This window comes from Pseudodesulfovibrio sp. 5S69 (assembly GCF_037094465.1).
Lineage (GTDB): Bacteria > Desulfobacterota > Desulfovibrionia > Desulfovibrionales > Desulfovibrionaceae > Pseudodesulfovibrio > Pseudodesulfovibrio methanolicus.
The window spans coordinates 4,043,637-4,069,291 of sequence record NZ_CP146609.1; the positions used below are offsets into that span (position 1 = coordinate 4,043,637).

26 protein-coding genes and 1 pseudogene are annotated in these 25,655 nt (G+C 64.1%); 10 read left to right on the top strand and 17 right to left on the bottom strand.

The features are described 5' to 3' along the window. Nucleotides 1–31: 31 nt before the first annotated feature. A complete protein-coding gene (locus tag V8V93_RS18930) occupies nucleotides 32–541 on the bottom strand; it encodes a YceD family protein (protein WP_338668188.1) in 510 nt (169 codons plus the stop codon). 232 nt (nucleotides 542–773) lie between these two features. Here V8V93_RS18930 and rpmB point away from each other — a divergent pair, with 232 nt between their 5' ends. Both rpmB and V8V93_RS18940 read left to right on the top strand, forming a co-directional pair. Further along, nucleotides 774–989: a 50S ribosomal protein L28 gene (gene rpmB / locus V8V93_RS18935; protein ID WP_338668185.1), complete on the top strand. Its 216-nt coding sequence runs from the start codon at nucleotides 774–776 to the stop codon at nucleotides 987–989. A gap of 297 nt (nucleotides 990–1,286) precedes the next feature. Further along, nucleotides 1,287–1,580 (top strand): SHOCT domain-containing protein, encoded by a 294-nt coding sequence (locus V8V93_RS18940; RefSeq protein ID WP_338668189.1) that lies wholly within the window; start codon nucleotides 1,287–1,289, stop codon nucleotides 1,578–1,580. A 114-nt stretch (nucleotides 1,581–1,694) separates the two neighbouring features. Here the strand turns inward: V8V93_RS18940 and gltX are convergent, their stop codons facing one another. From gltX to V8V93_RS18965, 5 genes are all read right to left on the bottom strand, one after another. Further along, the gene (gltX, locus tag V8V93_RS18945) at nucleotides 1,695–3,092 is read right to left on the bottom strand and encodes a glutamate--tRNA ligase (protein WP_338668190.1); all 1,398 of its coding nucleotides are present in this window, start codon (nucleotides 3,090–3,092) and stop codon (nucleotides 1,695–1,697) included. A 399-nt stretch (nucleotides 3,093–3,491) separates the two neighbouring features. Then, complete coding sequence (locus V8V93_RS18950; RefSeq protein ID WP_071544838.1) at nucleotides 3,492–3,713, bottom strand: NifU family protein; 222 nt, start codon at nucleotides 3,711–3,713, stop codon at nucleotides 3,492–3,494. Nucleotides 3,714–3,832: 119 nt separating this feature from the next. Beyond that, entirely contained in the window at nucleotides 3,833–4,900 is a 1,068-nt protein-coding gene (locus tag V8V93_RS18955) for an HDOD domain-containing protein (RefSeq protein ID WP_338668191.1), read from the bottom strand. A gap of 102 nt (nucleotides 4,901–5,002) precedes the next feature. Next, a complete protein-coding gene (locus V8V93_RS18960; RefSeq protein ID WP_338668192.1) occupies nucleotides 5,003–6,247 on the bottom strand; it encodes an OprD family outer membrane porin in 1,245 nt (414 codons plus the stop codon). Between the two features lie 172 nt (nucleotides 6,248–6,419). Further along, nucleotides 6,420–7,046, bottom strand: coding sequence for an MBL fold metallo-hydrolase (locus V8V93_RS18965; protein WP_338668193.1), 627 nt, complete (start codon nucleotides 7,044–7,046; stop codon nucleotides 6,420–6,422). 65 nt (nucleotides 7,047–7,111) lie between these two features. On the opposite strand from V8V93_RS18965, the gene V8V93_RS18970 reads away from it, so the two are divergent. Next, a complete protein-coding gene (locus V8V93_RS18970; RefSeq protein WP_338668194.1) occupies nucleotides 7,112–8,281 on the top strand; it encodes an SGNH/GDSL hydrolase family protein in 1,170 nt (389 codons plus the stop codon). A gap of 89 nt (nucleotides 8,282–8,370) precedes the next feature. On the opposite strand, the gene V8V93_RS18975 is transcribed toward V8V93_RS18970, so the two are convergent. The 10 genes and pseudogenes from V8V93_RS18975 to V8V93_RS19020 form a co-directional block, all read right to left on the bottom strand. Then, on the bottom strand, nucleotides 8,371–9,204 hold the full coding sequence (locus V8V93_RS18975; RefSeq protein ID WP_338668195.1) for an alpha/beta fold hydrolase: 834 nt from the start codon (nucleotides 9,202–9,204) through the stop codon (nucleotides 8,371–8,373). Between the two features lie 195 nt (nucleotides 9,205–9,399). After that, nucleotides 9,400–9,696, bottom strand: coding sequence for an RHS repeat-associated core domain-containing protein (locus tag V8V93_RS18980; RefSeq protein WP_338668196.1), 297 nt, complete (start codon nucleotides 9,694–9,696; stop codon nucleotides 9,400–9,402). Between the two features lie 26 nt (nucleotides 9,697–9,722). Next, on the bottom strand, nucleotides 9,723–10,244 hold the full coding sequence (locus V8V93_RS18985) for a hypothetical protein (RefSeq protein ID WP_338668197.1): 522 nt from the start codon (nucleotides 10,242–10,244) through the stop codon (nucleotides 9,723–9,725). 18 nt (nucleotides 10,245–10,262) lie between these two features. After that, nucleotides 10,263–10,673, bottom strand: coding sequence for a hypothetical protein (locus tag V8V93_RS18990; protein ID WP_338668198.1), 411 nt, complete (start codon nucleotides 10,671–10,673; stop codon nucleotides 10,263–10,265). Nucleotides 10,674–10,694: 21 nt separating this feature from the next. Continuing rightward, nucleotides 10,695–11,012: pseudogene (locus tag V8V93_RS18995) on the bottom strand (hypothetical protein); the annotation flags it as partial. After that, nucleotides 10,997–11,533, bottom strand: coding sequence for a hypothetical protein (locus tag V8V93_RS19000; RefSeq protein ID WP_338668199.1), 537 nt, complete (start codon nucleotides 11,531–11,533; stop codon nucleotides 10,997–10,999). The pseudogene V8V93_RS18995 and the gene V8V93_RS19000, both read right to left, overlap by 16 nt. Before the next feature lie 465 nt (nucleotides 11,534–11,998). Continuing rightward, a complete protein-coding gene (locus V8V93_RS19005; RefSeq protein WP_338668200.1) occupies nucleotides 11,999–13,387 on the bottom strand; it encodes a sigma-54-dependent transcriptional regulator in 1,389 nt (462 codons plus the stop codon). After that, nucleotides 13,384–15,303, bottom strand: a complete 1,920-nt coding sequence (locus V8V93_RS19010; protein WP_338668201.1) for a two-component system sensor histidine kinase NtrB — start codon at nucleotides 15,301–15,303, stop codon at nucleotides 13,384–13,386. The genes V8V93_RS19005 and V8V93_RS19010 overlap by 4 nt, the downstream gene beginning before the upstream one ends. Nucleotides 15,304–15,313: 10 nt before the next feature. Beyond that, nucleotides 15,314–16,132, bottom strand: a complete 819-nt coding sequence (locus V8V93_RS19015; protein WP_338668202.1) for a DUF4405 domain-containing protein — start codon at nucleotides 16,130–16,132, stop codon at nucleotides 15,314–15,316. Nucleotides 16,133–16,292: 160 nt separating this feature from the next. Then, nucleotides 16,293–16,820, bottom strand: coding sequence for a Spy/CpxP family protein refolding chaperone (locus V8V93_RS19020; RefSeq protein WP_338668203.1), 528 nt, complete (start codon nucleotides 16,818–16,820; stop codon nucleotides 16,293–16,295). A gap of 279 nt (nucleotides 16,821–17,099) precedes the next feature. Here V8V93_RS19020 and V8V93_RS19025 point away from each other — a divergent pair, with 279 nt between their 5' ends. From V8V93_RS19025 to V8V93_RS19055, 7 genes are all read left to right on the top strand, one after another. Further along, entirely contained in the window at nucleotides 17,100–17,303 is a 204-nt protein-coding gene (locus V8V93_RS19025; RefSeq protein ID WP_338668204.1) for an FmdB family zinc ribbon protein, read from the top strand. Nucleotides 17,304–17,489: 186 nt separating this feature from the next. Beyond that, nucleotides 17,490–17,948, top strand: a complete 459-nt coding sequence (locus V8V93_RS19030) for a deoxycytidylate deaminase (RefSeq protein WP_338668205.1) — start codon at nucleotides 17,490–17,492, stop codon at nucleotides 17,946–17,948. Next, entirely contained in the window at nucleotides 17,920–19,053 is a 1,134-nt protein-coding gene (gene ribD / locus V8V93_RS19035; RefSeq protein WP_338668206.1) for a bifunctional diaminohydroxyphosphoribosylaminopyrimidine deaminase/5-amino-6-(5-phosphoribosylamino)uracil reductase RibD, read from the top strand. Before V8V93_RS19030 ends, ribD begins: the two co-directional genes overlap by 29 nt. A 60-nt stretch (nucleotides 19,054–19,113) precedes the next feature. Beyond that, nucleotides 19,114–19,866, top strand: a complete 753-nt coding sequence (locus V8V93_RS19040; RefSeq protein ID WP_338668207.1) for a substrate-binding periplasmic protein — start codon at nucleotides 19,114–19,116, stop codon at nucleotides 19,864–19,866. 82 nt (nucleotides 19,867–19,948) lie between these two features. Continuing rightward, complete coding sequence (locus V8V93_RS19045) at nucleotides 19,949–20,701, top strand: substrate-binding periplasmic protein (RefSeq protein ID WP_338668208.1); 753 nt, start codon at nucleotides 19,949–19,951, stop codon at nucleotides 20,699–20,701. 45 nt (nucleotides 20,702–20,746) lie between these two features. Further along, entirely contained in the window at nucleotides 20,747–21,562 is an 816-nt protein-coding gene (locus V8V93_RS19050; RefSeq protein ID WP_338668209.1) for a substrate-binding periplasmic protein, read from the top strand. 71 nt (nucleotides 21,563–21,633) lie between these two features. Further along, nucleotides 21,634–22,299 (top strand): riboflavin synthase, encoded by a 666-nt coding sequence (locus V8V93_RS19055; protein ID WP_338668210.1) that lies wholly within the window; start codon nucleotides 21,634–21,636, stop codon nucleotides 22,297–22,299. Between the two features lie 834 nt (nucleotides 22,300–23,133). On the opposite strand, the gene leuS is transcribed toward V8V93_RS19055, so the two are convergent. Next, the gene (gene leuS, locus V8V93_RS19060) at nucleotides 23,134–25,647 is read right to left on the bottom strand and encodes a leucine--tRNA ligase (protein WP_338668211.1); all 2,514 of its coding nucleotides are present in this window, start codon (nucleotides 25,645–25,647) and stop codon (nucleotides 23,134–23,136) included. Between the last annotated feature and the right edge of the window lie 8 nt (nucleotides 25,648–25,655).

Sequence of the window (25,655 nt, forward strand, 5' to 3'; positions counted from 1 at the left end):
GAGCGCTCCGGGCAAGGGCGTTACTTTATCTTCAAGTCGCGGAAACCGCAAGCCTTTCGTCGCCCTCATCCGGCTTGCAGGTGCACTTGCCGGTATTGAGGTTGGCGCCGCAGCCGGGGCAGACGCCCTTGCAGTCCTCGCCGCACAGGGGCTTGAACGGCAGGGCCAGGGCGAATTCCTCCCAGAGGATGGCGCCCATGTCGAGTTCCAACCGGCCGTTCTCCACGCGGATGCGCGGCTCGCCGTCGGTCTCCTCGCCGTCGGGCAACTGCTCGAAGGCGTCGAAGGCCGTGTCGATCTCGAACGGAAACGGCTCGGCGCAACGGTCGCAGACCAGCAGGACGGAACCCTTGAGGGTGCCGCGCACCAGCGCCCCATCGTCGGACTGGGGCAGGACCGTGTATTCGGCCACCAGGTCGCGGTCCGGACGGATCTCCAGCTTGAATTCGCGCCACGCCTCGCGCCAGAAGTTCTGGTCGTCGAAGGTGAAGCCCCGGCCCTCTGCGGCAATGTCGCTGATCGTCAGCCAGAATTCAACCATGGTATTCTCCGTTTTTCTCCGGTCCGTTTCGTCCCGGCGCGGCCCGGCCCCACGGCCGGACAACCGGTGCTTCCTATATGGTAATAAAATCTCCTGTCAAGAAAAAAACCCTTGCCATTTGTTGCCGGGCTCGGTAAGGATTCTCTCCCGCTGCCTGGAGAAGCTACCATGATCCGGCGGCCTTTTACGAGCGAAAACGAATCATTTCCTTAGAATACATCAGGAGGTCGCAATGTCCCAGGTTTGCGATATTTGTGGAAAGGGTCCCCAGAGCGGCAACAACGTCAGCCACTCCCACATCAAGACCAAGCGCCGCTTCATGCCCAACCTGCAGAAGGTCCGGCACCAGTTGGAGTCCGGCCAGGTCGTCAGCATCAAGGCCTGCACCCGCTGCATCCGCAACGGTGCGGTGGTCAAGCCGGTGGCTTCCCAGAAGCCCGAAGCCTAAGCCCCGCAACACATTTCGAGTGCGAGAAGTTGCCGCCGAATACTCGGCGGCAACTTTTTTGCGCCTTGCGGCCAGCGGTTGAACCTGCCCTGTCCCGCGCCCGTCCGGGCGCGCGGCGCTCTCCTCTCCCAGCCTCTCCACGCCTTCTTGTGCAAGATAATGCCCGCTCTGGGCGCAAGCCTTTGCACCCTTGCACGTCCCCAGCTCTGGACTGATTCTGACAACACACTGAAATATCATCGTAAATATTTTGGCACGGTCCATGCTTATTCCAGACAAACACGCTCTGGAGGCTCCATGAACTATCTGACCACATTCGGAAACTGGTGTTCCGGCCCGGGATTCGGGCACGGCGCAGGCTTCGGCGGCTGGTCCGGCAGCATGAGCATGGGCCTGGGCTTTCCTTTCGGGGGGATCGTCCAGCTTCTTATCCTGGGCCTGATCATATATTTCACGGTGCGCCTGATCCGGAAACCCGCCACACATTCGGGACCGGGCACGCCGGTGGATGTCCTCAAACGCCGATACGCGGCCGGTGAAATCGACCGGGAAACGTATCGCGCCATGAAGGATGAGCTCAGCAACAGCTAATGGACATACACACCTCCCCAAGCAAAGGCCCCCGCCGGACTCTCCTTCCGGCGGGGGCTTTTCGCGTCCCTTTTCAAGGGGAAAGCGGGGCGAACCGGCTGACGCCGGAAACCGCTACAACTCCACCGCCCTCCGGATGCGGGCCAAGGTCTGCTCCCTGCCGAGCACGACCATGGTCTCGAACAGGCCGGGCGACTGGGTCTTGCCGGTGATGGCCACGCGGATGGGCTGGGCGATGACCTTGAACTTGATGCCCTTCTCCTCGATGAACTGCCGGTGCACGTCCTCCAGGGCGGCCTCGGTGAACTCGGAAAGCGCTTCCAGGCGGTCCGCGATCTCCGCGAGCAGCGGCTTGGTCTCCCCGGTCAGGAACTTCTGCACCGCGGCCTCGTCGTAGGACAGGAAGGACGCGTCCACGATGAACGGCCGCGCCTGCTCCAGCATGTCGAGCACGGACTTGGCACGCGGCTGCAACAGCGGCGCGATCCTGGCGAACTGCTCTCGGGTCACGGACCCGGCCTCCTCCTCGCCCACTTCGCGGGCCAGGAAGTCGCAGAGCATCCCGGCCAGCCGGTCCGGGTCGGCCTTCTGCATGTACTGGCCGTTGACCCACTCGAACTTGGTCAGGTCGAAGACCGACGGCGAGTTGCCCAGGCCGTCCGTGGTGAACAGCTCGACCATTTCGTCCATGGTGAACAGCTCCTGGTCGCCGTGGGACCAGCCCAGCCGCGCCAGATAGTTGGTCACGGCCTCGGGCAGATAGCCCATCTTCTCGTACTCCATGACCGACAGCGCGCCGTGGCGCTTGGAAAGCTTCTTCTTGTCCGGGCCGAGGATCATGGGCACGTGGCCGAACTCCGGCACGTCCCAGCCCATGGCCCGGTAGATCAGAATCTGGCGCGGGGTGTTGTTCACGTGGTCGTCGCCGCGCAGCACGCGGTTCACGTCCATGTCGTGGTCGTCCACCACCACGGCCAGGTTGTAGGTCGGCGTGCCGTCCGAGCGGCGCAGGATCATGTCGTCCATCTCGGCGTTCTCCACCGAGATGTACCCCTTGACCATGTCCTTGTACCCGGTGGCGCCCTCCTGCGGGGCCTTCAGCCGGACCACGCCCGAGGTCAGCCCCTTGTCGCGGCAGGTGCCGTCGTACTTGGGCTTGCGGCCTTCCTTCATGGCCCGCTCGCGCATGGCGTCCACGTCTTCCTTGCTGCAATCGCAATAATAGGCGTGGCCCGAGGCGATGAGCTGGTCGATGACTTCATTGTGCCGGTCCGCGCGGGTGGACTGGAAGACGATCTCGCCGTCGTGTTCGAGCCCCAGCCAGCGCATGGAATCGATGATGGCGTCGGTCGCCTCCTGCGTGGACCGCTCGCGGTCCGTGTCCTCGATGCGCAGGCGGAACTCACCGCCCTGGGACCGGGCCAGCAGCCAGGAAAACAACGCGGTGCGCGCACCGCCGATATGCAGAAACCCGGTCGGGCTCGGCGCAAAACGGGAAACGATCTTGGTCATATGAATGCCTCCGGCGGCCAGGGAACCTTTTGAAAAAGGTTCCCTGGACCCTCCAAAACTTTTTATCGCCGCTTCGCGGATGGTGCGAACGCGGTGTACATTAAATTATATGTACCGCCGACGCGGGGGTGCCTCCGGCGGCCAGGGCGCTGCCTGGACCCGCTTAAGAACCTTCTGGAGAAGGTCTTAGGATCTCCAGAGCTCTTTAGCGCCGCTTCGCGGATGGTGCGAACGCGGCAGGGTTTATAATTTTAGATAATATGTCTGCCCGATACTCCCCCTCGCGAAGCGACCCAAAAAGTTTGGGAGGGTGAGAAGGGATGGAGTCCGGAAGAGGGAGAGGAACCCTTTTCTCAAAGGGTTCCCTCTCTTCCCCGGCTGCCGGAGGCACCGTCGCCGCTACACGGCTTCGACGCCTTTTACTTCGGGGAGTTCCTTGAGGATGATCCGTTCGATGCCGTTCTTGAGGGTCATCTGGGACATGGGGCAGCCCTTGCAGGCGCCCGTCAGGCGAACCTTGACGATGCCGGAGTCGGTGACTTCGACCAGTTCCACGTCGCCGCCGTCGCCCTGGAGCATGGGACGGACCTTGTCCAGTACGGCTTCCACTTTTTCTCGCATGACAAAACCTCCGTGAATTCGGGTTCGGTCGGAACATCTACGGCCTGGCGCGCCGGTTGTCAAACCCGGCGCGCGGACCGGAAACGTTGCTGGGGTTCGGAGCCGGACAAACGGCCCGGCTATTGGTCGATGAGGATGGCGAAGGCCTCGTCGAGCTCCTCGTCCAGGTCCTCGACCATCTCGTCCATCAGCTCCGGGGTGAAGTGCATGGAGGCCCAGACCTCGGGGCATGGGGGCTGGACAAAGAACTCGCCGCTGGAGCCGACGCCCAGGCCGGTGGCGATGGTCTCGGCGCAATGGACCAGGAGCGGCTCGCTCTCCTTGTGGCCCGCCTTGGGCTGGTGGTGTTCGAGCACGGCCGAGACCAGGACATAGGGGAAATTCCATTTGCGCAGGAGCATGCCGCCCAAGGTGGCGTGGTCGAACCCGAGCAACGCCTTTTCCTCGGCAAACAGGACCACGTCCTTGGCCCGCGCGTGGGCGTGCACGGCCGTGGCCCGTTCCGGCTCCACCTGGAGCAGGATGAGCTGGCCGATGTCGTGCAGCAGGCCGGACACGAAGGCCCGTTCCGGGTCTCCCTGGCCCGTGATGCGGCACAGCCGCCGGGCGATGAGACCGCAGCAGATGGAATGCTTCCAGAACTGCTCCATGTTGATGACGTCGGCGGGCACGTCCTTGAACAGGGACATGACCGAGGTGCCCACGGCCAGGGTGGACAGCTGGTTCACGCCGACCACGGTGACGGCTCGCGAGATGGTGTCGATCTGCATGGGCAGGGAGTAGAAGGCGGAGTTGACCATGCGCAGGAGAAAGGCGGTCAGGCCGGGGTCCTGGCTGATGATCTCGGCCAGGTCGTCGGCCGAATTGGACCGGGAACTGATGGCCTGTTGCAGTTCGAGGAAGACCTGCGGCAGGGCCGGGAGCTGGTGGTCATGGCGCAGGATGTCCAAGGGGTCCAGGGGCAGGACCTCGGGCAGTGGAGACTCGGCTTCGAGCCGCTCGAAGCGGTGCGGATTCGCGGTCATGTCCGCGGCCACGCGCCTGACCCCGAGGCGGGCCAGCCGCTTCAGGGAATCGTCCGGTTTCTTTATGAACTTGAACCGCTTGGTCAGCAGTTTCTTTGCCGCTTCGAGGGTCTCGGGCGCGAACGCATCCCCGGCCTTCACCCTGGCGCTTTCTTCAGCCATCTGTCGTTCCTCGGTGGTTATGGAAGCCAGCCGCCTGCAACATAATAGAAAGCACGTAGGATATAAAGCCCTTTTTGCCGAAAACCGGGGACCTCGCCCCTCCTAGAGCAGTTGGAAGTTGTACTGGAGCCGCAGCCGGACCTGATAGCCGTCCTTGCCGCCCATGCTCGCGTCCTCGTCCTGATAGGAGAAGCGGCTGAGGAGGCTCATCCCCTTCAGATCGCCGTCGAAGTCGTAATAAATATTGAGGTCGTATTCACTGCGGTCGAAGGAGGCGTGGGGGCCCGTGTCCGGGGTGTCGCCCAGACCGGCCTTGATGTCCGCCCGGTAGCCGTCCCAGCCGATGCGCGAGAAGTCGTAGCCCACGCCGAGCAGGATCGCCTTTTCCCCGGCCCGCGAGAAATTGTAGGCCATCATGTTGTTGAAGAACGGATAGACGCCCCAGGAGTTGCGGATGGTCGTGTCGTCGTTGACGATGGACCCGCCCAGGTCGAAGGTGAACCCGCTGTACTTGAGGGTGCCCATGAGCCCGGCCTCCTGCCCGCTGTAGACGCCGTTCAACTGGTCCCCCACGCTGCGCTGGTCCACGCCCTGAAAGAGCACGGAGTACTGGACGTCCTTGGGATCGCCGAAGGTGTACTTGAACTGGGTGAAAAAGGTGTTGTCCAGGTCCGGGGCGTAGTAGTTCCAGAACCGCGTCGGCAGGGAGGCGACGGGTTTCCAGTCGGCGCCGGCCATGACCACGCCCCGATCGACGCCTCTGAGCCCGGCCATGTAACTCATGGACTTGAACAGCTCGGTGTCGCGGCCCTTTTCCTTGTCCACCCAGAACAGGGACAGCTCCAGGTCGTCGATGGCGTTGGTCTTCAGGCCGTAGGCCTCAAAGGTCTGCGGGAGCATGCGGCTGTCGTTGCCGTTGATGAACGGGGTCTCGATGCGCTGCCGCCAGACGCGCGCCTCGGTATCGGCATAGCGGGCCTTCAGGTATGCCTCGGCCAGGACCGCGAAGCCCTCGTTTTTCGAAGTGAGCAGCCCGGTGCCGCCCTGGTCCGGCTGGTTGAGCTCGCCGCTGATGGGTGCCGTGCCGTACAGGGCCGCGCCCACGCCGAAGATGTCCTCTATCCACGGGGTCTCGTACTTGAGCCAGCCGCCCAGTGCCAGGGACTCCTTGATGTTGTCGAACTCCTGGCCCGTGTCCTTGTTGCGCTGGGTGAAATAATAGAGCCGGGCCTGGCCGGTCACGGTGCCCCACTTGGAGGCCTCCTTTTCATCGGCGGCATAGCCCGGCAGGGCGAGGATCAGGGAAAGGAGACAGGCCAGGACGAGGTGCGAAAATTTGGCGGACACGGCGTAATTCCTTGGGTTGAAGCCTTGAGAGCCGGGGCTGTCCGTTGCCCGGGCGCGAAGCCCGGACCCGGCAATACCCCCGATCGGCCAGGAGGACGAGCCCATGCCGATGCGGTCACGCTACACTATCCTCGCGTAAAAGGTAACCATTATCTTGAAAGGTTGGGTCGCCTCAAAAAATGAAGTGCGGATTGTTCTCCTTCTCGTGGCGCACCGTGGTCATGGGCCCGTGTCCGGAGTAGACGCGGGTGTCGTCCGGCAGGGTGAAGATGCGTGAGCGGATGGAGGAAAGCAGCTCCGAGGAGCTGCCGCGCGGCAGGTCGGTGCGGCCCACGGCGATCATGAACAGCAGGTCGCCCACGAACACGCACCCAGCGGCCGGGAAGAAATAGGACAGCCCGCCCGGCGTGTGGCCGGGGGTGTCCAGGACGAAGAACGGCTGGTCCAGCGCCGTGCGCCGTCCCGGCCCCAAGGCGGTGTACGGAAAGTCGATGAACCGCGCGAACTCCCGACTGCCGCCCGCCTCGAAGGAGAGTTCCTTGAGGAATTCGTCCTCCCCGCTGCCGAAGACCGGTGCGGGATGGACCTCAAGGAGTTCCTTGACCCCGCCGATATGGTCCAGGTGGAAGTGGGTCAGGTACACGCCCTCCAGGGCCAGATCGAGGGCCGTGATGCGCTCGATCAGCCGGTCCGGCTCCAGGCCGACGTCCACGACCACGGCGCGGCCGCCCATGCTCACCAGATAGCAGTTGGTCTCGTCCGGACCGAGGATGAAGGTCTCTATGGTCAGTCTGGCCATGGCTTGCCCTGCTCCGCTTCCACGCGTATGTGGAAGATGACGTTAACGATTTCGCAAGGATAAACATGCTGTACTTCCTGGGCAACTGTCAAATGGATTTCCTGTCCCGGTCCGTGGCCGGGCTCGGCCTGCCCGTTGCTCATAATGAGCTGGCCTCGCCCATGACCCACGCGAGCCACCCGGACGGGGTCCCGCCCGCCCTGGCCCGCCTGGTCCGCGAGTTCGATCTCGGCGACGCCTTCAACGGACGGCGGCCGGAGGACCAGTTCGGCCTGCCCCGACAAGGGGACGAGCCCGCCCTGATGGTCCTGAACCTGTTCCACGAGACCGTTCCGCTCTTTCTGCACAATGATGATGGCTTCATCTTCCACATGAACCCGGCAGCCTGGCGCGCCGACCCGGCCCTGGCCGCCTGGATGGAGGCGCACTGCCGCCCCATCGCGCCCAACCCGGCCACCTATCTGGCCCGGTACGGCCAGTTCCTCGCCCACGTCCGCGAGCGGCTCCCGGACACGCCGGTCCTCCTGGTCACCCGCCTGAACCACTACCCGGCCTTTGGTCCGGCCCCGTACTCCTACCTGGAAAACTGGTCGGGCTTAAGCCGCGAGGCCCCGGCCCACTATGCGGTATGGGAACGAGAGCTGGGCGTGCGCACGCTCGACGCGAACCGCGTGTTCGGCGGCATCTGGCGTGAATCCGGCAGGACCATCGAGGCGCACTGCCCGTTCCTGAAAATCGAACTGGAAGAACGCGACGGCACGGTCACCGGGCTGCGCGCCTCGCGGGACGTGGAGCATATCGGCCCGCTGTGGGCGCGGCTGGCCGACAAGGTCGCGGCCTTCATGGAGACAGGGCGGATTGGATACGATGCGCCGGAAACCGTGCCGCCCGAATGGGACCGGCCGTGGCAGCCCTCGACCATGGACGACGAGGCGGTCATCGACCGCTTCGCCAGCGAGCGCAACTATCCCTGGGCCGAGGCGGTGGGCAGCTTCTTCATGGACCTCTCCCGCGACCGCACTCCCCTGCTGGCCGCATCCGGCGAGTTCATGCCCGTGTGCCACAATACCCTGCACATGGTCCGCGCCTACGGCCGCATCTTCAAGAACCCGCTGCTGGCCGCCTTCTGCGACGCCCACCGCCCGATTGCCGAGGCCTTCACCGACAACGGCTCCCTGTACCAGGCAGATTACCTGGCCCGCCTGGACGAAATCCGGGCGCACGCGCTGAGCTGACGGGATCGGCGGCGGGAACGGCAAAAAAGACGAAGGCCGATTCGGCGACACCGAACCGGCCCTCTTGGCGTGATTCAGCGCCTGTCTGGTCAGTTGCCCTGAATGAATTCGAGAATGTCCTTGTTGATGACGTCCGCATGGATCGTGGCCATGCCGTGGGGATATCCCGGATAGGTCTTGAGCGTCCCGTTCTTGAGCATTTTGATCGAGCGCATGGCCGAGTCCTTGATGGGCACGACCTGGTCGTCCTCACCGTGCAGGACCAGGGTGGGAACGTCCATCTTCTTGAGGTCCTCGGTGAAGTCGGTCTCGGAAAAGACCTGGACGCAATCGTACTGGGCCTTGGCGCCGCCCATCATGCCCTGGCGCCACCAGTTCAGGACGATGCCCGGCTGGGATTCCACGTCGTCGCGGTTGAAGCCGTAGAACGGCCCGGAAGCGACGTCGTGGTAGAATTGCGCCCGGTTCTTGAGCAGTTGCTCGCGGAAACCGTCGAACACCTCCATGGGCGTACCCTCGGGGTTGCTGTCGGACTTGACCATGATCGGGGGCACCGCGCCGATGAGGACGGCCTTGGCGACCCGGCCCTTGTCGGCCCCGGCCACGTACCGGGCGACCACGCCGCCGCCGGTGGAATGGCCGACCTGGACGGTGTCGCGCAGCCCCAACCGGTCCACCAGCTCGGCGGTATCCGCCGCATAGTGGTCCATGTCGATGCCGTCCCCGACCTGCGAGGACCGGCCGTCGCCCCGGCGATCGAAGGCGACGACGCGGAACCCCTTGTCGAGGAAGTAAAGCATCTGCGAATCCCACTCGTCGGCGGTCAGAGGCCAGCCGTGATGGAACACGATCGACTGTGCGGACTCGGGACCCCAATCCTTGTAATAAATATCAACGGCGTCTTTGGTCTGTAATATAGCCATGGTCGAATCTCCTTTGTTTTGCGGAAGCGCTTCACCCCGGGGCGACGACGCCGAGGAAAGCGACGGAACCGACAACATAGCATGGCTGCGGGAAAATAGCACGTCGTTCCCGCGACAAAAACGAACGCTTGGCGGAACGTCGGGCAGGCCGACGGGTATTCGGGGTCGCGGAAAGCGATGCACACTCCCCCACGACTACCTACTGACGGTAGCAAGCGCCTCCAGCCCATCGGCCGCAAGTCCGGCCAACGTCGTTCCAATCCCGGCAATGCCGGTTGCCCCCGCAAGGCCCAAAATCAACGGTGCGAACAACCCCAGCGGATCCACCCCGTTTACCGGGTCATCAAAACAATACCCGTACCAGTCCGGGTCGCCGCCCCTCTCCCCGATGGGGTCGAGTGCGGTCCACCTGCCGGTCCTGACGTCGTAGTCGCGCCAGCCGAAACGGACGAAACCGAGGTCCCGGTCGTGCAGGCCGCCCGAGAGCCTCAATCGATCATTGCCGACTTATCCGGTGATTACATCTGATAGGCGCTTTTTATGATTACTCGGACGGGCTGTCGTGTTTTGAAATAGGTAAATGGCTCAGTGACCCGAATATCCATGGTTACAGTGTGGACATTTTTCCTGACATGAAAGGCAAAGAGCTCGTATGCCGTCATACCATCTTTGTGTCCGACCGTACCGGTCCATGATTCACTATGCTCAATAACAGTGGGCTCACCATCCTGCGTTATGGTAACCGTCAGTTTTCCCGGCATTGATCTCACGGGATAAGCCAAATCGGACATGGAACCGGTCACCACGACAAACAATCCATATTCCCCGTAATATTCAGGGGAAAACTCAATTTTTCTGTGTACGTTTTCCCATATCGGAATGTTGCCCTCGAATACGGGAGCATAAAAATCGTCGTAGAGATTGGACAAAACCGCATTTTGCGTTCGCAAAGGCAGGACTATCCATCCACATATTACCATAAGACTGAAAACAAGAAGCACGGCAATGAATTTTCCGAGGTTTCTATTCAATATTCTCATCACCGTGTTCCTTTATCCCTATTTGCCAAATGACTCATTTCCCTTGATCAAAGACCAATTCTTGGCGTTTTTCTTATATTTTTCCCGGAGCTTGTCGGCATAATCCTGACAATTGTTGCCCAACAATCCGTATTCCCCCGGATCAACGGACTTGACCGTTTCACGCATCAGATCATCGTCATAATGCTTGCTTTCCATTTGATATGGCTTCTTTCCCACCTGATTGTCTTTTCTCGGTCCATCCTTGAAAAACCCTATATTATCACCTGAGCCATCCTCATAGAATCCCTGCTCATGAGCGATCTCGGTATTCATACTATCATCAAGAGGGTTGTCTGAAAAAAAACCGAGCAAAGGCAATGAACCTAATCCTCTTTTACCAAACCGGAACAACCCCAACGTATCAACTGCGTTTACCGGGTCGTCCAAACAATACCCGTACCAGTCCGGGTCGCCGCCCCTCTCCCCGATGGGGTCGAGTGCGGTCCACCTGCCGGTCCTGACGGCGTAGTCGCGCCAGCCGAAACGGACGAAACCGAGGTCCCGGTCGTGCAGGCCGCCCGCGAAGCCGAGGGGCAGGCGGCCGGATTGGTGTCCTCGACGATCCCGCCGAACGGATCGTACAGGACCTCCTTTATCATGTTGTCGTCCACATCGGCAACCACGCGCAGGGAGCCTACCTGGTCGTAGAACAGCCCGGCGACCCCCCCGCTGTCGAGGCGCATGGCGTAGGGCGTGCGTTCGCCGTCGCGTTAGGCGAATTCGTATTGATGACGCCCGTCATAAAACGCGGCAAGGCGCACGAAGTCGAGCCATTGGTAGGCCTCCACGAGTTCTCCGTTCAGGTACTTCGCGGCCCGCTGTCCATCCTCATCATGGGCAAAGGTGAAGGCCTTGTCCCGGTCCTCCTCTTCAACCTTGAGCAGCCGATAGTCCGGACTGTACTCGTACAAGGTGTACACGCCCTTGTCCGACCAGATGGACCGGAAGCCGCGCTCGTCGTGCGAGTACTGCCCGCCTCCGGCGCGCATCAGCCGGTTGTCCGGAGTGTACTGGTAGTCCCGGTAGTTCGCCCCGGCCGTAGCGGGCAGATAATCCCGCACCCGGCGGCCCTCGCGATCGTACCAGCACTGGCAGATCAACCTTCCGTCCAGCTTGGCCTCGGTCAGTCGTCCGCCGCCGTCATAAGCATAGGTCCAGGTGGACTTGCGCCCTCGGACCGTCTCGGTTTTCTCCACAATGCGCCCGTCCGGGCCGCGCCTCACGTCACAGGTATATGGTGCTGCCATGGCAACCTCCTGGTTTCGCCCCCGAGGTCCTTCCTCGGGAATCCAAACCAGCATACCCCCGATTTTCGCCAACACCCTGTTTTGTCGGAGAATGACGCCTAAAAGCGCCCGATAAGCATAAAAAAGCAACTTGACAGGGGAGAGGAATGCCTCCGGGCCTCCAGCCCTTGGCGAGTCTTCGAGCCCTACGGATGAGGACAGCAGCGATCGGCCAGAGGGGAAACTTTCGAGAAAGTTTCCCCTCTGGACTCCCTTTCAAAGCTTTTTGTGTGCCTTCGGCAAGGCCGTGTGGACGCGACAAGACGGCCTCCGGCTTCGAAAGCCCGAATACCGCGCCCTGCCCCGCCGAAGGCGGCGACAAAAAGTTTAGGAAGGAAGAGGGATGGAGGTCCGAGGAGAAGGAAACCCTTTTCTCAAAGGGTTTCCTTCTCCTCTTCCCCGGCTGCGAGGCGGGTCGACGCGCCGCTAGCGGCGCGTCAGCCCGTACTTCTTGAGCTTGTACTGCAGGGTGCGGCGGCTGATGCCGAGGGCTTCGGCGGTGCGTTCGCGGTGGTTGCCGTTTTCTTCGAGGGCCTGGATGATGGCCTGTTTTTCGGCCTCTTCGAGGTTGGCGGGCGTGGGGGCGGGGCGGCCGCCGTGGGTGAACTCCATGTCGACGACGTTTTCGCGCGCGCCGGTGATCTGGGGCGGCAGGAGATCCGGGCCGAGCGCGTCGGACCGGGACAGGATCAGGGCGCGTTCGAGCACGTTTTCAAGCTCGCGGACGTTGCCGGGCCAGTCGTAGCCGGACAGGGCGTCGAGGAAGGCCGGGGTGACGGTGCGGATGATCTTGTTGTTCTTGTTGCCCAGCCGCCGGAGCAGGAAACTGACCAGCAGCGGCAGGTCCTCCTTGCGCTCGCACAGCGGCGGGATGCGGATTTCGAGCACGGCCAGCCGGTAGTAGAGGTCTTCACGGAAGCGGCCCGCCTCGACCTCTCTTTTCAGGTTGCGGTTGGTGGCCGCGATGATCCGGGCATCCACCTGGATGGTACGCACCGAGCCGAGCGGCTCGATGGTCTTTTCCTGGAGGGCGCGCAGGAGCTTGGCCTGGAGCGCGCCGGGCATCTCCCCGATCTCGTCCAGGAACAGGGTGCCGCCGTCGGCCAGTTGGAACCGGCCGGGCTTGTCCTTGACCGCGCCGGTGAAGGCGCCCTTTTCGTAGCCGAAGAGCTCGGATTCGAGGAGGTCGTCGGGCAGGGCCGCGCAGTTGACCTTGATGAGCGGCTTGTCGGCCCGCAGGCTGGCCCGGTGCAACCCCTCGGCCACCAGCTCCTTGCCGGTGCCGCTCTGGCCCAGGATGAGCACCGTGGCCTCGGTGGGCCCGGCCTGGCCGATGAGGTCGCGCACCCGCTCGATGCCGGGGCTGCCCCCGATGAAGTCGGGCTCGCTGCCCACTTCGGCGCGCAGCCGGGCGTTCTCGTCGAGCAGCTTGTGGTATTCAAAGGCCTTGCCGAGCACGGCGGTCAGTTCGTCGTTGTCCGCGGGCTTGGTCAGGTAGTCGAAGGCCCCGCGCTTCATGGCGTCCACGGCGCTGCCCACGGAGCCGAAGGCGGTCAGCAGGACCACGGGCATGGAAGGCCGTCGGATCTGGAGTTCCTTGAGCAACTGCATGCCGTCCATGCCGGGCATCTTCATGTCCACCATGGCCACGTCCGGGTAGGTGTCGGACTCGGCCTCCTCTGCCAGCACGGTCAGGGCGCGTTCGCCGGACTCGGCTTCGAGCACAATCCAGCCGTCGTCCTCCAGCACGGCGCGGACCATCATGCGGTGGCCCGGCTCGTCGTCGACGATCAGCGCGATACGTTCTTCGTTCATGACTCTGATTCCTTGTCTGCCGAGGGCTGCGGATCGGGGAAGAACAGCTTCATCTCGGTCCCCCGGCCCTGTTCGGATTCGATGATCACCCGGCCCTTGTGGGCACGCATGATGTTCTGGACGATGGCCAGCCCCAGCCCGGTGCCGGTCTTCTTGCCGGTAACGAAGGGCTTGAAGGCCTCGTCCTGGATGTCCGGGTCCATGCCCGGCCCGTCGTCGGCCACGATGATCCAGACACCCTTGTGGCCGCGCATGGAGACCAGCCGGATGTGGCCGGGCTTGTCGCAGTCGGCACACCCCTGGATGGCGTCCAGGCTGTTGGAAATGAGATTGAGCAGGACCTGCCTGAGCGCGTCCGGGTCGGCCCAGACCGGCTCCGGGCCGAAGTCGAACTCCGGCTCGATGAGCTTGTCCTCGAAGTCGAAGCGCATGAGCTGCCTGAGCGAGTCGCCGACCTTGAACAGGTCGATGAACGACGGGTCCAACTGGCGCGGCCGGGCCAGGTAGAGCAGGTCCGTGACCACACGGTTAAGGCGGTCCGCCTCCTGGACCATGGCCGCGGCGTACTGGTCGAGCGGCGCCTGGCCCTTGAGCTTGGTGGCGAAGAGCTGGGCGAAGCCGCGTAGCGAGGAGAGCGGGTTGCGCACCTCGTGGGCCACGCCCGCGGCCAGCGAACCGATGGCGGCCAGCCGCTTGGCCTCGTTCAGGTCCTCTTCCAGGCAGCGGATCTGGGTGCGGTCGCGGATGAGCACCAGCCGCTGGCCCAGCTCGGGGGCCGCGTCCTCGTCGTGCTCCTGGAAGGGCAGGAACAGGATTTCCAGTTGTCGGCCCTGGTAGTCGAACTGCTCCCACTCCACCGGGCCGGAAGGCGGGTTCTCGCTGGTCTGGCGGCCGAAGTCGAAATCGCGCCAGTTGGCGCCCACGATCTCGGGCGGCGGCACGAGCCCGTCCTCGCCCCTTTTTCCGGCACCGTCCCCACCCTGAGGCCTGGCCCCGGGGTCTTCGGCCTCGGGCTCGGGCTCCTCGGCGGGTCCGGGGGCGAGCAGTTCGCGGGCTGAACGGTTGGCGGCCAGGATCTCGCCGTCCTCGGCCAGGGTGACCAGGCCGTCGGGCATGTTGTCCAACAGCTTGTTCTGAAACCGCTCCAGGCGGATGAGCTTGCGGCTGGCGCCCCGGCGGCGCAGGTAGGCGAAGGCCAGGGACCACAGGACCACGGCGGCCAGGAAGACGTAGCCGGTCTGGTAGGTGGCGGCCTGCCGGTACTGGCGGAACTGGCGCATGTGCTTTTCGGCGTTGAGGCCGACCACCAGATAGACCTGGGACTGGGTGTTGTCGAACATCATGTCCGGGCCCATGTCGTCCATGTCGCCCATGTCGCCCATGCCGCCGCGCCCGAGCCCGCGCTCGCCGTCCGGGCCGCCCACGCCGAGCAGGGCCGCGATGCCGGACCGGACCTGGAGGCCGGACAGGAGCACGCTGGTCTTGTTCACCTCGGCCATGACGTGCCAGGCGCGGCCGGGCTCGATGTCCTCGGCCACGGCGTCGGGCAGCCTGAAGATGGGATGCATGCCCTTCTTGACCGAGGTGACGATGGGCCGCCCGGCGCGGTTGAACAGGGTCACGAATTCGATGTCGTCGGACTTGGCCAGTTCGGTGAAGAGTTCCTCGGTCATGGTCCGGAACAGGGTCGAGGACTGGTTGCCCATGCGCAGGGTGCGGGCGATGCGGAAGATGTTGTTGTCCACACCGCGCAGGATGGAGTTGCCGGTCATGACCATGTGGTCCTCGACGATCCGCCGCTGCTGCGCGATGGACTGCCAGGTCAGGTAGAGGCTGCCCAGTCCCAGCACGATGAGCGCCAGAACCAGGGCGACCAGGGGCCCCTTCTCCCTGCCTTCCGGGTGAACTACATCCATACGGCCTCGGTTACTTGCCCTTGACGATCAGGTAGATGTCCCGGGGCGACATGTCGTGCTCGCCCGCAAGGCTCTTGAAGGTGGATTCCAAGGTGGCGTCGATGCCCGCGGCCTTGAGCCGGGCCAGGACCTCTTCCGGCTCCAGGCCGTAGGTCTTGCACACAATGGCGACCGTCAGCTTGCCGGTGCCCTCGGGCGGCTGGGCGGGCATCATGGCGAAGGGGTCGCCCCCCTGTCCGCCGCGGATGATGTCGTAGACGTGCTGCGGGCTCACCCCGCGCGACCGGGCGATGTCCTTGATCAGGGAATTTTCGTTGATGGACGAATCGAACCCGGCCTGATGCAGAGTGGCCAGGGCCATGTTCACGTCCAGGCCGAGGAAGCCGCAGAATTTCTTGAGCGGGCTGGTCTCGGCGTGGCCGTAAGGCGGGTTGCCGTAGGTCTCGGTGGCCTGCTCCTTGATCTGCGCGCCGTAGTCGAGCAGCGTGCTCATGGGCGGCAGGCCGATGAGGGTGCCCGCAAAAACCAGGAAGACCAGGATGAAGCTGACGATCATGGGGCCGGTCATGACCACCATCTCGCGCGCCCGGTTCTTCATGTAGTTCATCAGCGGCTTCCAGTTGAGCCAGATGTGCAGGAGCAGGGCGAGGAGGAACAGGGTGCCCACGGTGGTATGGACGTCTCCCCACTGGGTCTTGGTCATGCCCAGCAGATGCCAGTCGGCCCAGTAGGCCACGCGGCCTTCGGGCACGATGTACAGGATCACGCTGGTGATGAGCGTGACGAGAAAGGAAAGAAGCGCGGTAAGGGACGTGATTTTTCGGAACATCCAGGGACCTCCTCAAAAAAATGGGGCGTTGCCGCGAATCCCCTGCACGCCCGCCACTGCCTGCAGATGATCGTCATTTGCGGGACAGGCGGCCCCACGCCGCCTGTCCCGCAATATCCTGTTTTCCGGGTTATCGGAAATATCGGTTCAATTCAACGAGCTAGTACATGCCCTGGCCGTACATGCCCTGGCTGTGCATGCCTTGGCCGTACATGCCGTGGCCGCGCATGCCGCGCCCCTGCATGGGACCGTCGTCGCGGTCGAAACCGCGGCCGTAGCCGGGACCGGGGCAGGTGCCGAAGGCGGCGATGCCGGTGGCCTTGACCAGTTCCTCGGACATGGACGCGCGCAGGTCACGCATCTTGTTGCGCAGGCCGGATATCTCGGTGACCAGCTTGGTGATGGCCTGCTCGTCGTCCTTGCCGCCGTTGATCTTGGCCTGGAGCGTGGAACGCTTGGCCCATATCTGGTTGCGCACGGCCTCGAACTGGGGCTGATACTTGTCCACCACGGCATTGACTTCGGCCTGTTTCTCGGGGGTCAGTTGGCTGTACGCAGCGCCGTAGCCGGGGCCGCCGCACGTGCCCACGAACCCTTTGCCGGAATTGGGACCGGCCATGGCGAACGCGGCCATTCCCAGGACCAGGACTGCCGACAGGGCCGATATGGAGATGTATTTTTTGGACATTTCGGAGCCTCCTAGGATTGTGCTTTCATGCAAACAGGGTGAAGAGTGTGTGATCTTCGTGCAACACGGAGAAGCACGGCCCGTGCCAATCACGCAACATATTAGAATTATATATTTTATATTTGCACACCCCATACTTCCCGCACATTTTTGTGCAGTTGAATGCACACACTTTGCACATAATCGGTGCAATGTGCAAGGGGTTGTCCCTTGACAAAGCGCCGGCCCGGCACAATGTACAGTGCATCGACAACCCATATGGGAACCGGAGAGATGATCATGCCCATCTATGAATACGTCTGTAAGCAATGCGGCCACGAGTTTGAGGAACTCGTCTTCAACGGCGAGGAGCCCGCGCCCTGCCCCCGGTGCGGCGCGAAGGACACCGAAAAACTCATGAGCGCCTGTTCCGCCAAGGTGGACGGCGGCGGCCCGAACCTTGAGGCCCTGCAAGGTTCGAGCTGCGGCACCGGCGGCGGCTGAGGCGTCTAGCCCGCGTCCCGGTCCGGGACGCACGACACGTCACATTCCACCCGGCCGCCCTGCGCGGCCGGGTCCTTTTCAGGGGAACGCCGTCCGCGTCGGCGACGGGGACGCCCGTTCCCTTTCGGGGCGAGAAGTGGTAGGTGAACCGAACCGACCTCCACTTCGAAACGAACGAGGAACCCCATGCCCAACAGACTGCCCTGGCCGGAATATTTCATGCGCATCGCCCACCTCGTGGCCCAGCGCTCCACCTGCACCCGCCGCGCGGTGGGGGCCATCGCCGTGCGCGACAAGCGCATCCTGGCCACCGGCTACAACGGCGTGCCCACCAACATCGCCCACTGCGAGGAGGTCGGCTGCCTGCGCGACCAGCTCGGCATCCCTTCGGGCGAGCGCCACGAGCTGTGCAGGGGACTGCACGCGGAGCAGAACGTCATCATCCAGGCCGCCACCAACAACCTGGACCTCAAGGGGTGCGACATATATTGCACCACCAAGCCCTGCATCCTGTGCACCAAGATGCTCATCAACTGCAGCGTGCAGAACATCTATTACGCCGAAAACTACCCCGACGAGCTGTCCGAAGCCATGCTCGAAGAGGCCGGAGTGAACCATGTTTTCATGGAAGGCGATTTCCGCTAGCGAAGCGTTCATGGCCCGGGCCGTGCGCCTGGCCCGGCGCGGCCGGGGTGCCACGGCCCCGAACCCGTGCGTGGGGGCCGTGCTGGTCCGCGACGGGGCCATCGTGGCCGAGGGCTGGCACACCCGGTTCGGCAAGCTCCACGCCGAGCGCGAATGCCTGGCCGACGCCCGCAGCAAGGGCGTGGACCCGCGCGGGGCGACCATGTACGTCACCCTGGAGCCGTGCAACCACCACGGCAAGACCCCGCCGTGCACCGAGGCCCTCATCGCCTCGGGCGTGGCCGAGGTGGTGGTCGGCGTCCGCGACCCCAATCCGGTGGCCGCGGGCGGCGTGGAAAAACTCCGCAGCCACGGCATCGAGGTCACCGTGGGCGTGCTCGAACAGGAGTGCCGGGACCTCATCGACGACTTCCTGCTCTGGCAGAACACCCATTCGCCCTACAACATCCTGAAGATGGCGGCCACCCTGGACGGCAAGATCGCGGCCCCTTCGCGCAGGCCCGAGCCGGTCTCCTGCCCCGAATCCTTCGCCCGGGTCCACGACCTGCGTTCCATGGTGGGCGCGGTCATCGTCGGCGGCAACACCTTCTACGCGGACAATCCGAGCCTGACCTGCCGCAAGGCGGGCCTGCCCGCCGACTTCGTCCAGCCGCTGGGCGTGGTGGTCACCTCCCGGCTGCCCGACGACCCGAGCCGCTTCACCCTGCTGCGCGAACGGCCCGAGCGGGTCATCTTCATGACCTCCAAGACCGCGGCCCACAGCCCCCAGGCCGACGTCCTGCGACGGCGGGGCACCTCGGTCTGGCCCCTGCCCGGCCGGGCCGGGGCATTGGCCCTGTCCTGCGGCTTCGAGCGGCTGCGCTACGACTGCGCCTGCCACTACACCCTGTGCGAGGGCGGCGGCCGGTTCGCCATGGCCCTCATCGAGCAGGGGCTGGCCGACGAGCTCGTCCACTTCGTGACCCCGCGCATCCTCGGCGACGAATCCGCCCCGGCGGCCTATTCCGGCCGCGAGGCCGCGTCCATGGCTCAGGCCCTGGACTTCCGCATCGCCGACCTGGAGCCCGTGGGCACGGACCTGATGCTCACCCTGCGCAGCCGCTGACGCCCGCCCGGACCGGCGGCAACCCTTGCCTTGCTCTCGGCTATTGGCTATTATTGTTACATGATTGTTATCAGCCGCATGGCCATGCCGCTGCTCGCCTGCCTGCTCCTAGGTTTACCGGCCTTCGCGCAGGGATCGGGCGACCCCGCCGAAAGGCTCACCTACCTGACCGAGGAATTCAGGCCGCTCAACTATACGGAAAACGGCAAACCCGCCGGACTGGCCGTGGCCCTGCTCAAGGCCCTCTGGCAAGAGATGGGCGTCCCGGAACAACCCATCCACGTCATGCCCTGGCCGCGCATCTACCGAAGCGGCCAGTTGGACCCGAACATCGTCATCTTTTCCATGTACCGGACCGAGGAGCGGGAGAAGTTCTTCAAATGGGTCGGCCCCATCGTCGGTGGGCGGCTGGCCCTGTTCGCCCTGCGCTCCCGGCACCTCGCGGTCCGGTCCCTGCAAGACATGAGCGGCCGCCGTGTCGCCTCCCTGCGCGACATTGCGGCGGCCACCAAGGTGCTCGGCGCCGGGTTCCCCCTGACGTACGCCTCCCGCGCCGAACACGCCCTCCAGCTCCTCGAATCGGGCCGCGTGGACGCGCTGGCCCTGGACGAATTCCGGTTCCGGCAGACCGTCGCCGCCGTGGGCTTCCCCCCGGACGCCTTCGAGGCTGTCCTGATCATGAGCGAGGACTCCCTGTACTACGCCTTCAGCCCGGACACCGACGATGCCCTGGTCGCCCGGTTCCAGCGGGCCCTGGACGCGATCGTCCAGCGCCCCATTTACCGTAATCTGATTAATTTCTATATAAATTAAGAGTAATTAATTCCATCCGTCCGCAGGGTTCCGGCCGCGCTTCCCGCTTGTCTTTCCTCCTGTTGTCGATTACTCCGGTCCAATGCGCCATCTCCCCCTGCCGGCCCTCCTGATCACCTTCGCCCTGTTCGCGGCCGTCTGCGCGCCGGGCACCGGGCACGCCGATCCCGCCGAACACCTGACCTACATGACCGAGGAATACTGGCCCATGAACTACACCCGCAACGGGCGGCTCGCCGGGCTGTCCGTGGAGCTGCTCAAGCGCATGTGGCGGGAGATGGGCGTTCCAGAGCAACCCATCCACCTGTTTCCCTGGCCCAGGGCGTACGACATGGGTCACGTCGATCCCCGGACCATGCTCTTCTCCATGTACCGGACCAAGGGGCGGGAATCCGACTTCAAGTGGGTCGGCCCCATCGTCCAGGGCAAGACCGAGGTGTTCACCCTGCGCTCACGCGGCCTGAACGCGCGCTCCCTCAAGGACCTCGGCGGCTGGCGGCTGGCCGCGGTGCGCGACGTGGCTTCGGCCAACATCCTGCGGGACGCGGGCCTGCCCTACAGCGGCTCCCGCACACCGGACACGGCCATCGGAATGCTGGCCCGCGACCGGGTCGACGCCGTGGCCATGGACGCCCTGCAATTCCACCACTTCGCCGCCCGGCTGGGCTGCCCCTTCGGTGAATTCAAGCCGATCATGACCCTGTGCACCGACCCCCTGTACTACGCCTTCAGCCTGGACACGCCGGACGCCCTGATCGAACGCTTCCAGAAGGCCCTCAAGGCCGTGACCCGCGAACCGGGCTACCGGGCCCTCCTTGATAGATATCTGAACTGACATCGCGAATTTACAGCCACCCGTTCTCCTGCTACAGGTCGGAATATGCCCGCCCGTAACCCTTCCCGCACATCCCTCCCGGCCACAGGGACCGCCTCCGGAATCGGGCCGCTTCCGTGCCTGGTTCTCTGCGTCCTGCTGCTGCTCCCGTCAGCGGCTGCGGGAGGGCCGCCGCCGGCGACCGACGGGCTGGCGGGCTACACCTGGCTGACCGAGGAGTACTACCCGTTCAACTACAGGGAGAACGGCGTCATGAAGGGCGTCTCCGTGGACCTGCTGCGCATGGTCTGGGCCGAACTCGGAACGCCCGAGCAGCCCGTGGAATCCATGCCCTGGGCCCGGGCCTACGAGCGGCTGCAGCACGAGCCCGCCACCGTGCTCTTCTGCATGGCCCGGACCGCGGAGCGCGAGCACGCCTTCCGCTGGGCCGGGCCCATCGCCTCGGTCCGGTTCGTGCTCATCGCCCGCAAGAAGCGGCACATCCGCCTCGACACCCTGGAAGACCTCAAGGGGCTGGCCGTGGGCACCGTGCGCGAGGACATCTCGGACACCCTGCTGGCCGGATACCAACGCGTGGCCAGCATCCAGCCCGTGGCCCGCATGCGCCAGAACATCAGCAAACTGATGACCGACCGGCTGGACCTGGTGGCCTACGAGGAGGGGTGCTGGCGAAAGATCGCGGCCAGGGAGGGCCTCGACCCCGACGATTTCGAGACCGTGTACGTTCTGCGGGAAACGCCGGTCTACTTTGCCTTCCACCCGGACACGCCCGCCGAACTGGTGGACGCGTTCCAGGCGGCCCTGGACCGGGTCAAGAACCGGCCCGGCTACCGGGAACTGCTCGACGCCTACCTGCGCTAACCCCCGATTTACACCCGCTCCCCGGCCTGCTACAACGGGCCACAGCCAACGCCTGAAACGAGGTATTTCATATGTTCACCGGATTGATCATGGGCATGGGCCGCATCGAGGCCGCCGAGGCCAGGGGTTCCGAGACGCGCTTCCGCATCCGGCCCCTGTTCGAGCTGACCGACGTGGAGCTCGGCGAATCCATCGCCGTGAACGGCACCTGCCTGACCGTGGAGACCTTTGCCGACGACCGGTTCACCTGCTACGCCAGCCGCGAGACCCTGTCCGTGACCAGCCTGGGCGCGCTGAGGCCCGGCAGCCGGGTCAACCTGGAGCGGGCCATGGCCATGGGCGACCGCTTCGGCGGGCACATCGTGGCCGGGCACGTGGACTGCCTGGCCGAGGTGGCCGAGGTGCGTCCGGCGGGCGAATCCAGGATCTACCGCCTGTCGTTCGACGCGGCCCACGGCCGCTACGTCATCCCCAAGGGGTCGGTGGCCCTGGACGGCATCAGCCTGACGGTCAACGACTGCGCGCCCACCTGGCTCGAGGTGAACATCATCCCCGAGACGCAGAAGGTCACGACCATTTCCGGCTGGACCCCCGGCACCAAGGTCAACATGGAGACCGACGTCATCGGCAAGTACGTGGAGCGGATGGTCCAACCGTGGACCGGCGGAGGGGATGCCGGAGACGGCGGCGCGTCCGGCGGCATCACCATGGAGTTTTTGCGGAAGAACGGCTATTAGCCGGGTTTTTTTGTGCCCGCCCCCTGCGGCGGGGCAGGAGAAGGCGCGCCTCGGGGCGTGCCTTTTTTGTTTGGGGAGAAGGAGCCGCTTTGCGGGCAGAGCCCGCTCGTTCCAGGAGCGCGCCTGCGGCGCGGAGAGCCGGGATGGAGCTGCGCTCCACCCTCCGAGAGCCAGTGAGGCGGTTGCACCGCCTCAGCTTCCATGCCCTCCCGGCGGGGTCCATTTTTTTGCCGGCCCAAAAAAATAGACGAAAAAAAGGGCCTTGGGGGGGGACGCGGCCGCCCGAGGGAGGGGGCGCAAGAATCCGATCCGCTCGGGGCGGCTCCATCTGAAAAAAAGTATAGTGCGGCCCCCGGAACGGGACGCTTCCTTTTAGGGCGGACCGACCTTCGGCGAAACAGAAGCCGCCACCCCTTCGCGGTCGGCTTCTACACGCCCCCTCCAGGGCTGGTTCGGTGAGGGGAAGAGGTGCGGCGGGATTCGGAAGGACGGGCGGTTGGACGAAACCAAAAGCCGCTGTCGCCCATAGAGGGGACCCAAAGTATGGTCGCGCAAGCGCGGCCACCCTCTCCGCATCCAGCCTCTTCGTACCCGGCCATCCGCCGGGCGCCCGCACCGAAACGCAGTTTTTGCTTCCTTTTTTCTGCGCCGGCAAAAAAGGAAGTCGCCGTAAAGGCGAAACGCAATGTAAGGAGAACAACCCAAAGCCCCGACGCGAATGCGCGGCCCACCACAACCGCGCTACTCCCTCTTACCCCGCGCCGCCGGGTGCGAATAATAAAAGGCCGGGAGGTTCACCCTCCCGGCCTCTTTCATTCGATGGGGCGGCGGTTATCAACCAACCACGATGTTGACCAGCTTGTTGGGGATGACGATGACCTTGCGGATCGTCTTGCCCTCCATGAACTTCTGGACGTTTTCCAGGTCCATGGCCAGCTTTTCGACCTCGTCCTTGGGCGCGTTGTTCGGGGCCTCGAACTTGCCGCGCACCTTGCCGTTGACCTGGACGACCATGGTCACCTCGTCGAGGACCAGGGCCTTTTCGTCAAAGGCGGGCCAGGGCTGGCCGGTCAGGTGGACGGTATGGCCCAGCGCCTGCCAGAGCTCCTCGCAGATGTGCGGGGCCACCGGAGAGAGCAGGGTCACGGCCGTAGCGATGGCCGAGGACAGGGCCGCGGGATCGGTCTCCCTGAGCTCGTCCTTGACCTGGTAGAGCTCGTTGACCAGCTCCATGATGGCCGCGATGACCGTGTTGAACTGGAATTCGTTCTCGATGTCGCGGGTGGCCCTCCGGATGGTGTCGTGCTCCTTGAAGCGCAGCCCCTTGGCCGCGTCGTTCGCGGACTTGCCGTGGGAGGCCGGGGTCATGGGCGTGAGCACGTCCTCCAGCTCCTCCACCAGCCGCCACAGGCGGGACAGGAAGCGGTACGCGCCGTCGATGCCCTGGTCCGACCACTCCAGCTCCTTGACCGGCGGGGAGGCGAAGAGGATGAACAGCCTGGTGGCGTCCGCACCGTACTGGTTGATCATGGCGTTGGGATCGACCACGTTGCCCTTGGACTTGGACATCTTGCCGCCGTCCTTGAGGACCATGCCCTGGGTCAGCAGGTTGGCGAACGGCTCGCTGTTGGTCACGTAGCCGCAGTCGCGCAGGGCCTTGGTGAAGAACCGGGAATAGAGCAGGTGCAGGATGGCGTGCTCGATGCCGCCGATGTACTGGTCCACGTTCATCCAGTAGTTCAGGTGCTCTGCGCCCAGCGGCTCGTTCTCGTTGCGCGGGTCGCAGTAGCGCATGTAGTACCAGGAGGACTCGAAAAAGGTGTCGAAGGTGTCGGTCTCGCGCCGGGCGGGCTTGCCGCATCTGGGGCAGGCGCAGTTGACGAACTCCTCCATGGTCGGCAGGGGCGACTTGCCGTCCTTGCGCACCTGGGCGTTCTCGGGCAGCAGGACCGGCAGGTCCTTCTCGGGCACCGGGACCGCGCCGCAGTCGTCGCAGTAGATGACCGGGATGGGGGCGCCCCAGAACCGCTGGCGGGAGACGTTCCAGTCGCGCAGGCGGTAATTGACGGCCATCTTGCCCTTGCCGGACTCGTCCAGGTGCTCGACGATGGCCTTCTTGGCATCCTCGTTGGGCATGCCGTCGAAGCCGCCGGAGTGAATCAGGAGGCCGGGGGCGGTGTAGGCCTCGGTCAGGCTCGCCGCGTCGAGCTTCTCGCCCTTTTCGTGCATCTCGGGCGGGTTGATGACCGCCTGCTTGGGAAGATTGTACTTGGTGGCGAATTCGAAATCACGCTGGTCGTGGGCGGGCACGGCCATGACCGCGCCGGTGCCGTAGCCCATGAGCACGAAGTTGGCCACGTAAATGGGGATGTCCTTGCCGGTCACCGGGTTGACGCAGTACTTGCCGGTGAAGATGCCCTCTTTCTCCAGGTCGTCGGCCCCGCGCTTGATGCGGTCCATGTTCCGGATGTTGGTCACGAAGGCCTCGATCTCGGCCTTGTTCGGGGCGTCGGCAATGAGCTTCTCGACCAGGGGGTGTTCGGCGGCCACGGACATGAAGGTCGCGCCGAACAGGGTGTCGGGGCGGGTGGTGAAGACGTCGATGGTCGCGTTCTCTCCATCGATGGGGCCCTTGACCTGGAAGGTCAGCTCCGCGCCGTAGGACTTGCCGATCCAGTTGCGTTGCATGGTCAGCACGCGTTCGGGCCAGCCGCCCTCCAGGGAGTCGAGGTCGGCGAGCAGCTCGTCGGCGTAGTCGGTGATGCGCAGGAACCACTGCTCCATGTCCTTCTGCTCCACCTCGGTGTCGCAGCGCCAGCACAGGCCGTCCTCCACCTGCTCGTTGGCCAGCACGGTGTTGCAGGTCGGGCACCAGTTCTGCGGGGAGTCCTTGCGGTAGGCCAGTCCCTTTTCCAGGAACTTGAGGAAGAAGAGCTGCTCCCACTTGTAGTACTCGGGGCGGCAGGTGGCCAGTTCGCGCCGCCAGTCGTAGGAGTATCCCAGGCGCTGGAGCTGTTCGCGCATCTCGGAGATGTTCTGATAGGTCCAGGTGGCCGGATGGGTCTCGTTCTTGATGGCCGCGTTCTCGGCGGGCAGGCCGAAGGCGTCCCAACCCATGGGGTGCAGGACGTTGAAGCCCTGCATGGTCTTGAAGCGCGCCACCACGTCGCCTATAGAGTAGTTGCGCACGTGGCCCATGTGGATCTTGCCGGACGGATAGGGGAACATCTCCAGCACGTAGTATTTGGGCCTGGACGGATCGGTCTCGACCTGGAAACAGCCGGACTCCTTCCAGATCCCCTGCCACTTCTTCTCGATGTCCTCGGGGGAGTATTTGCCTAATGCCATGATGGTGT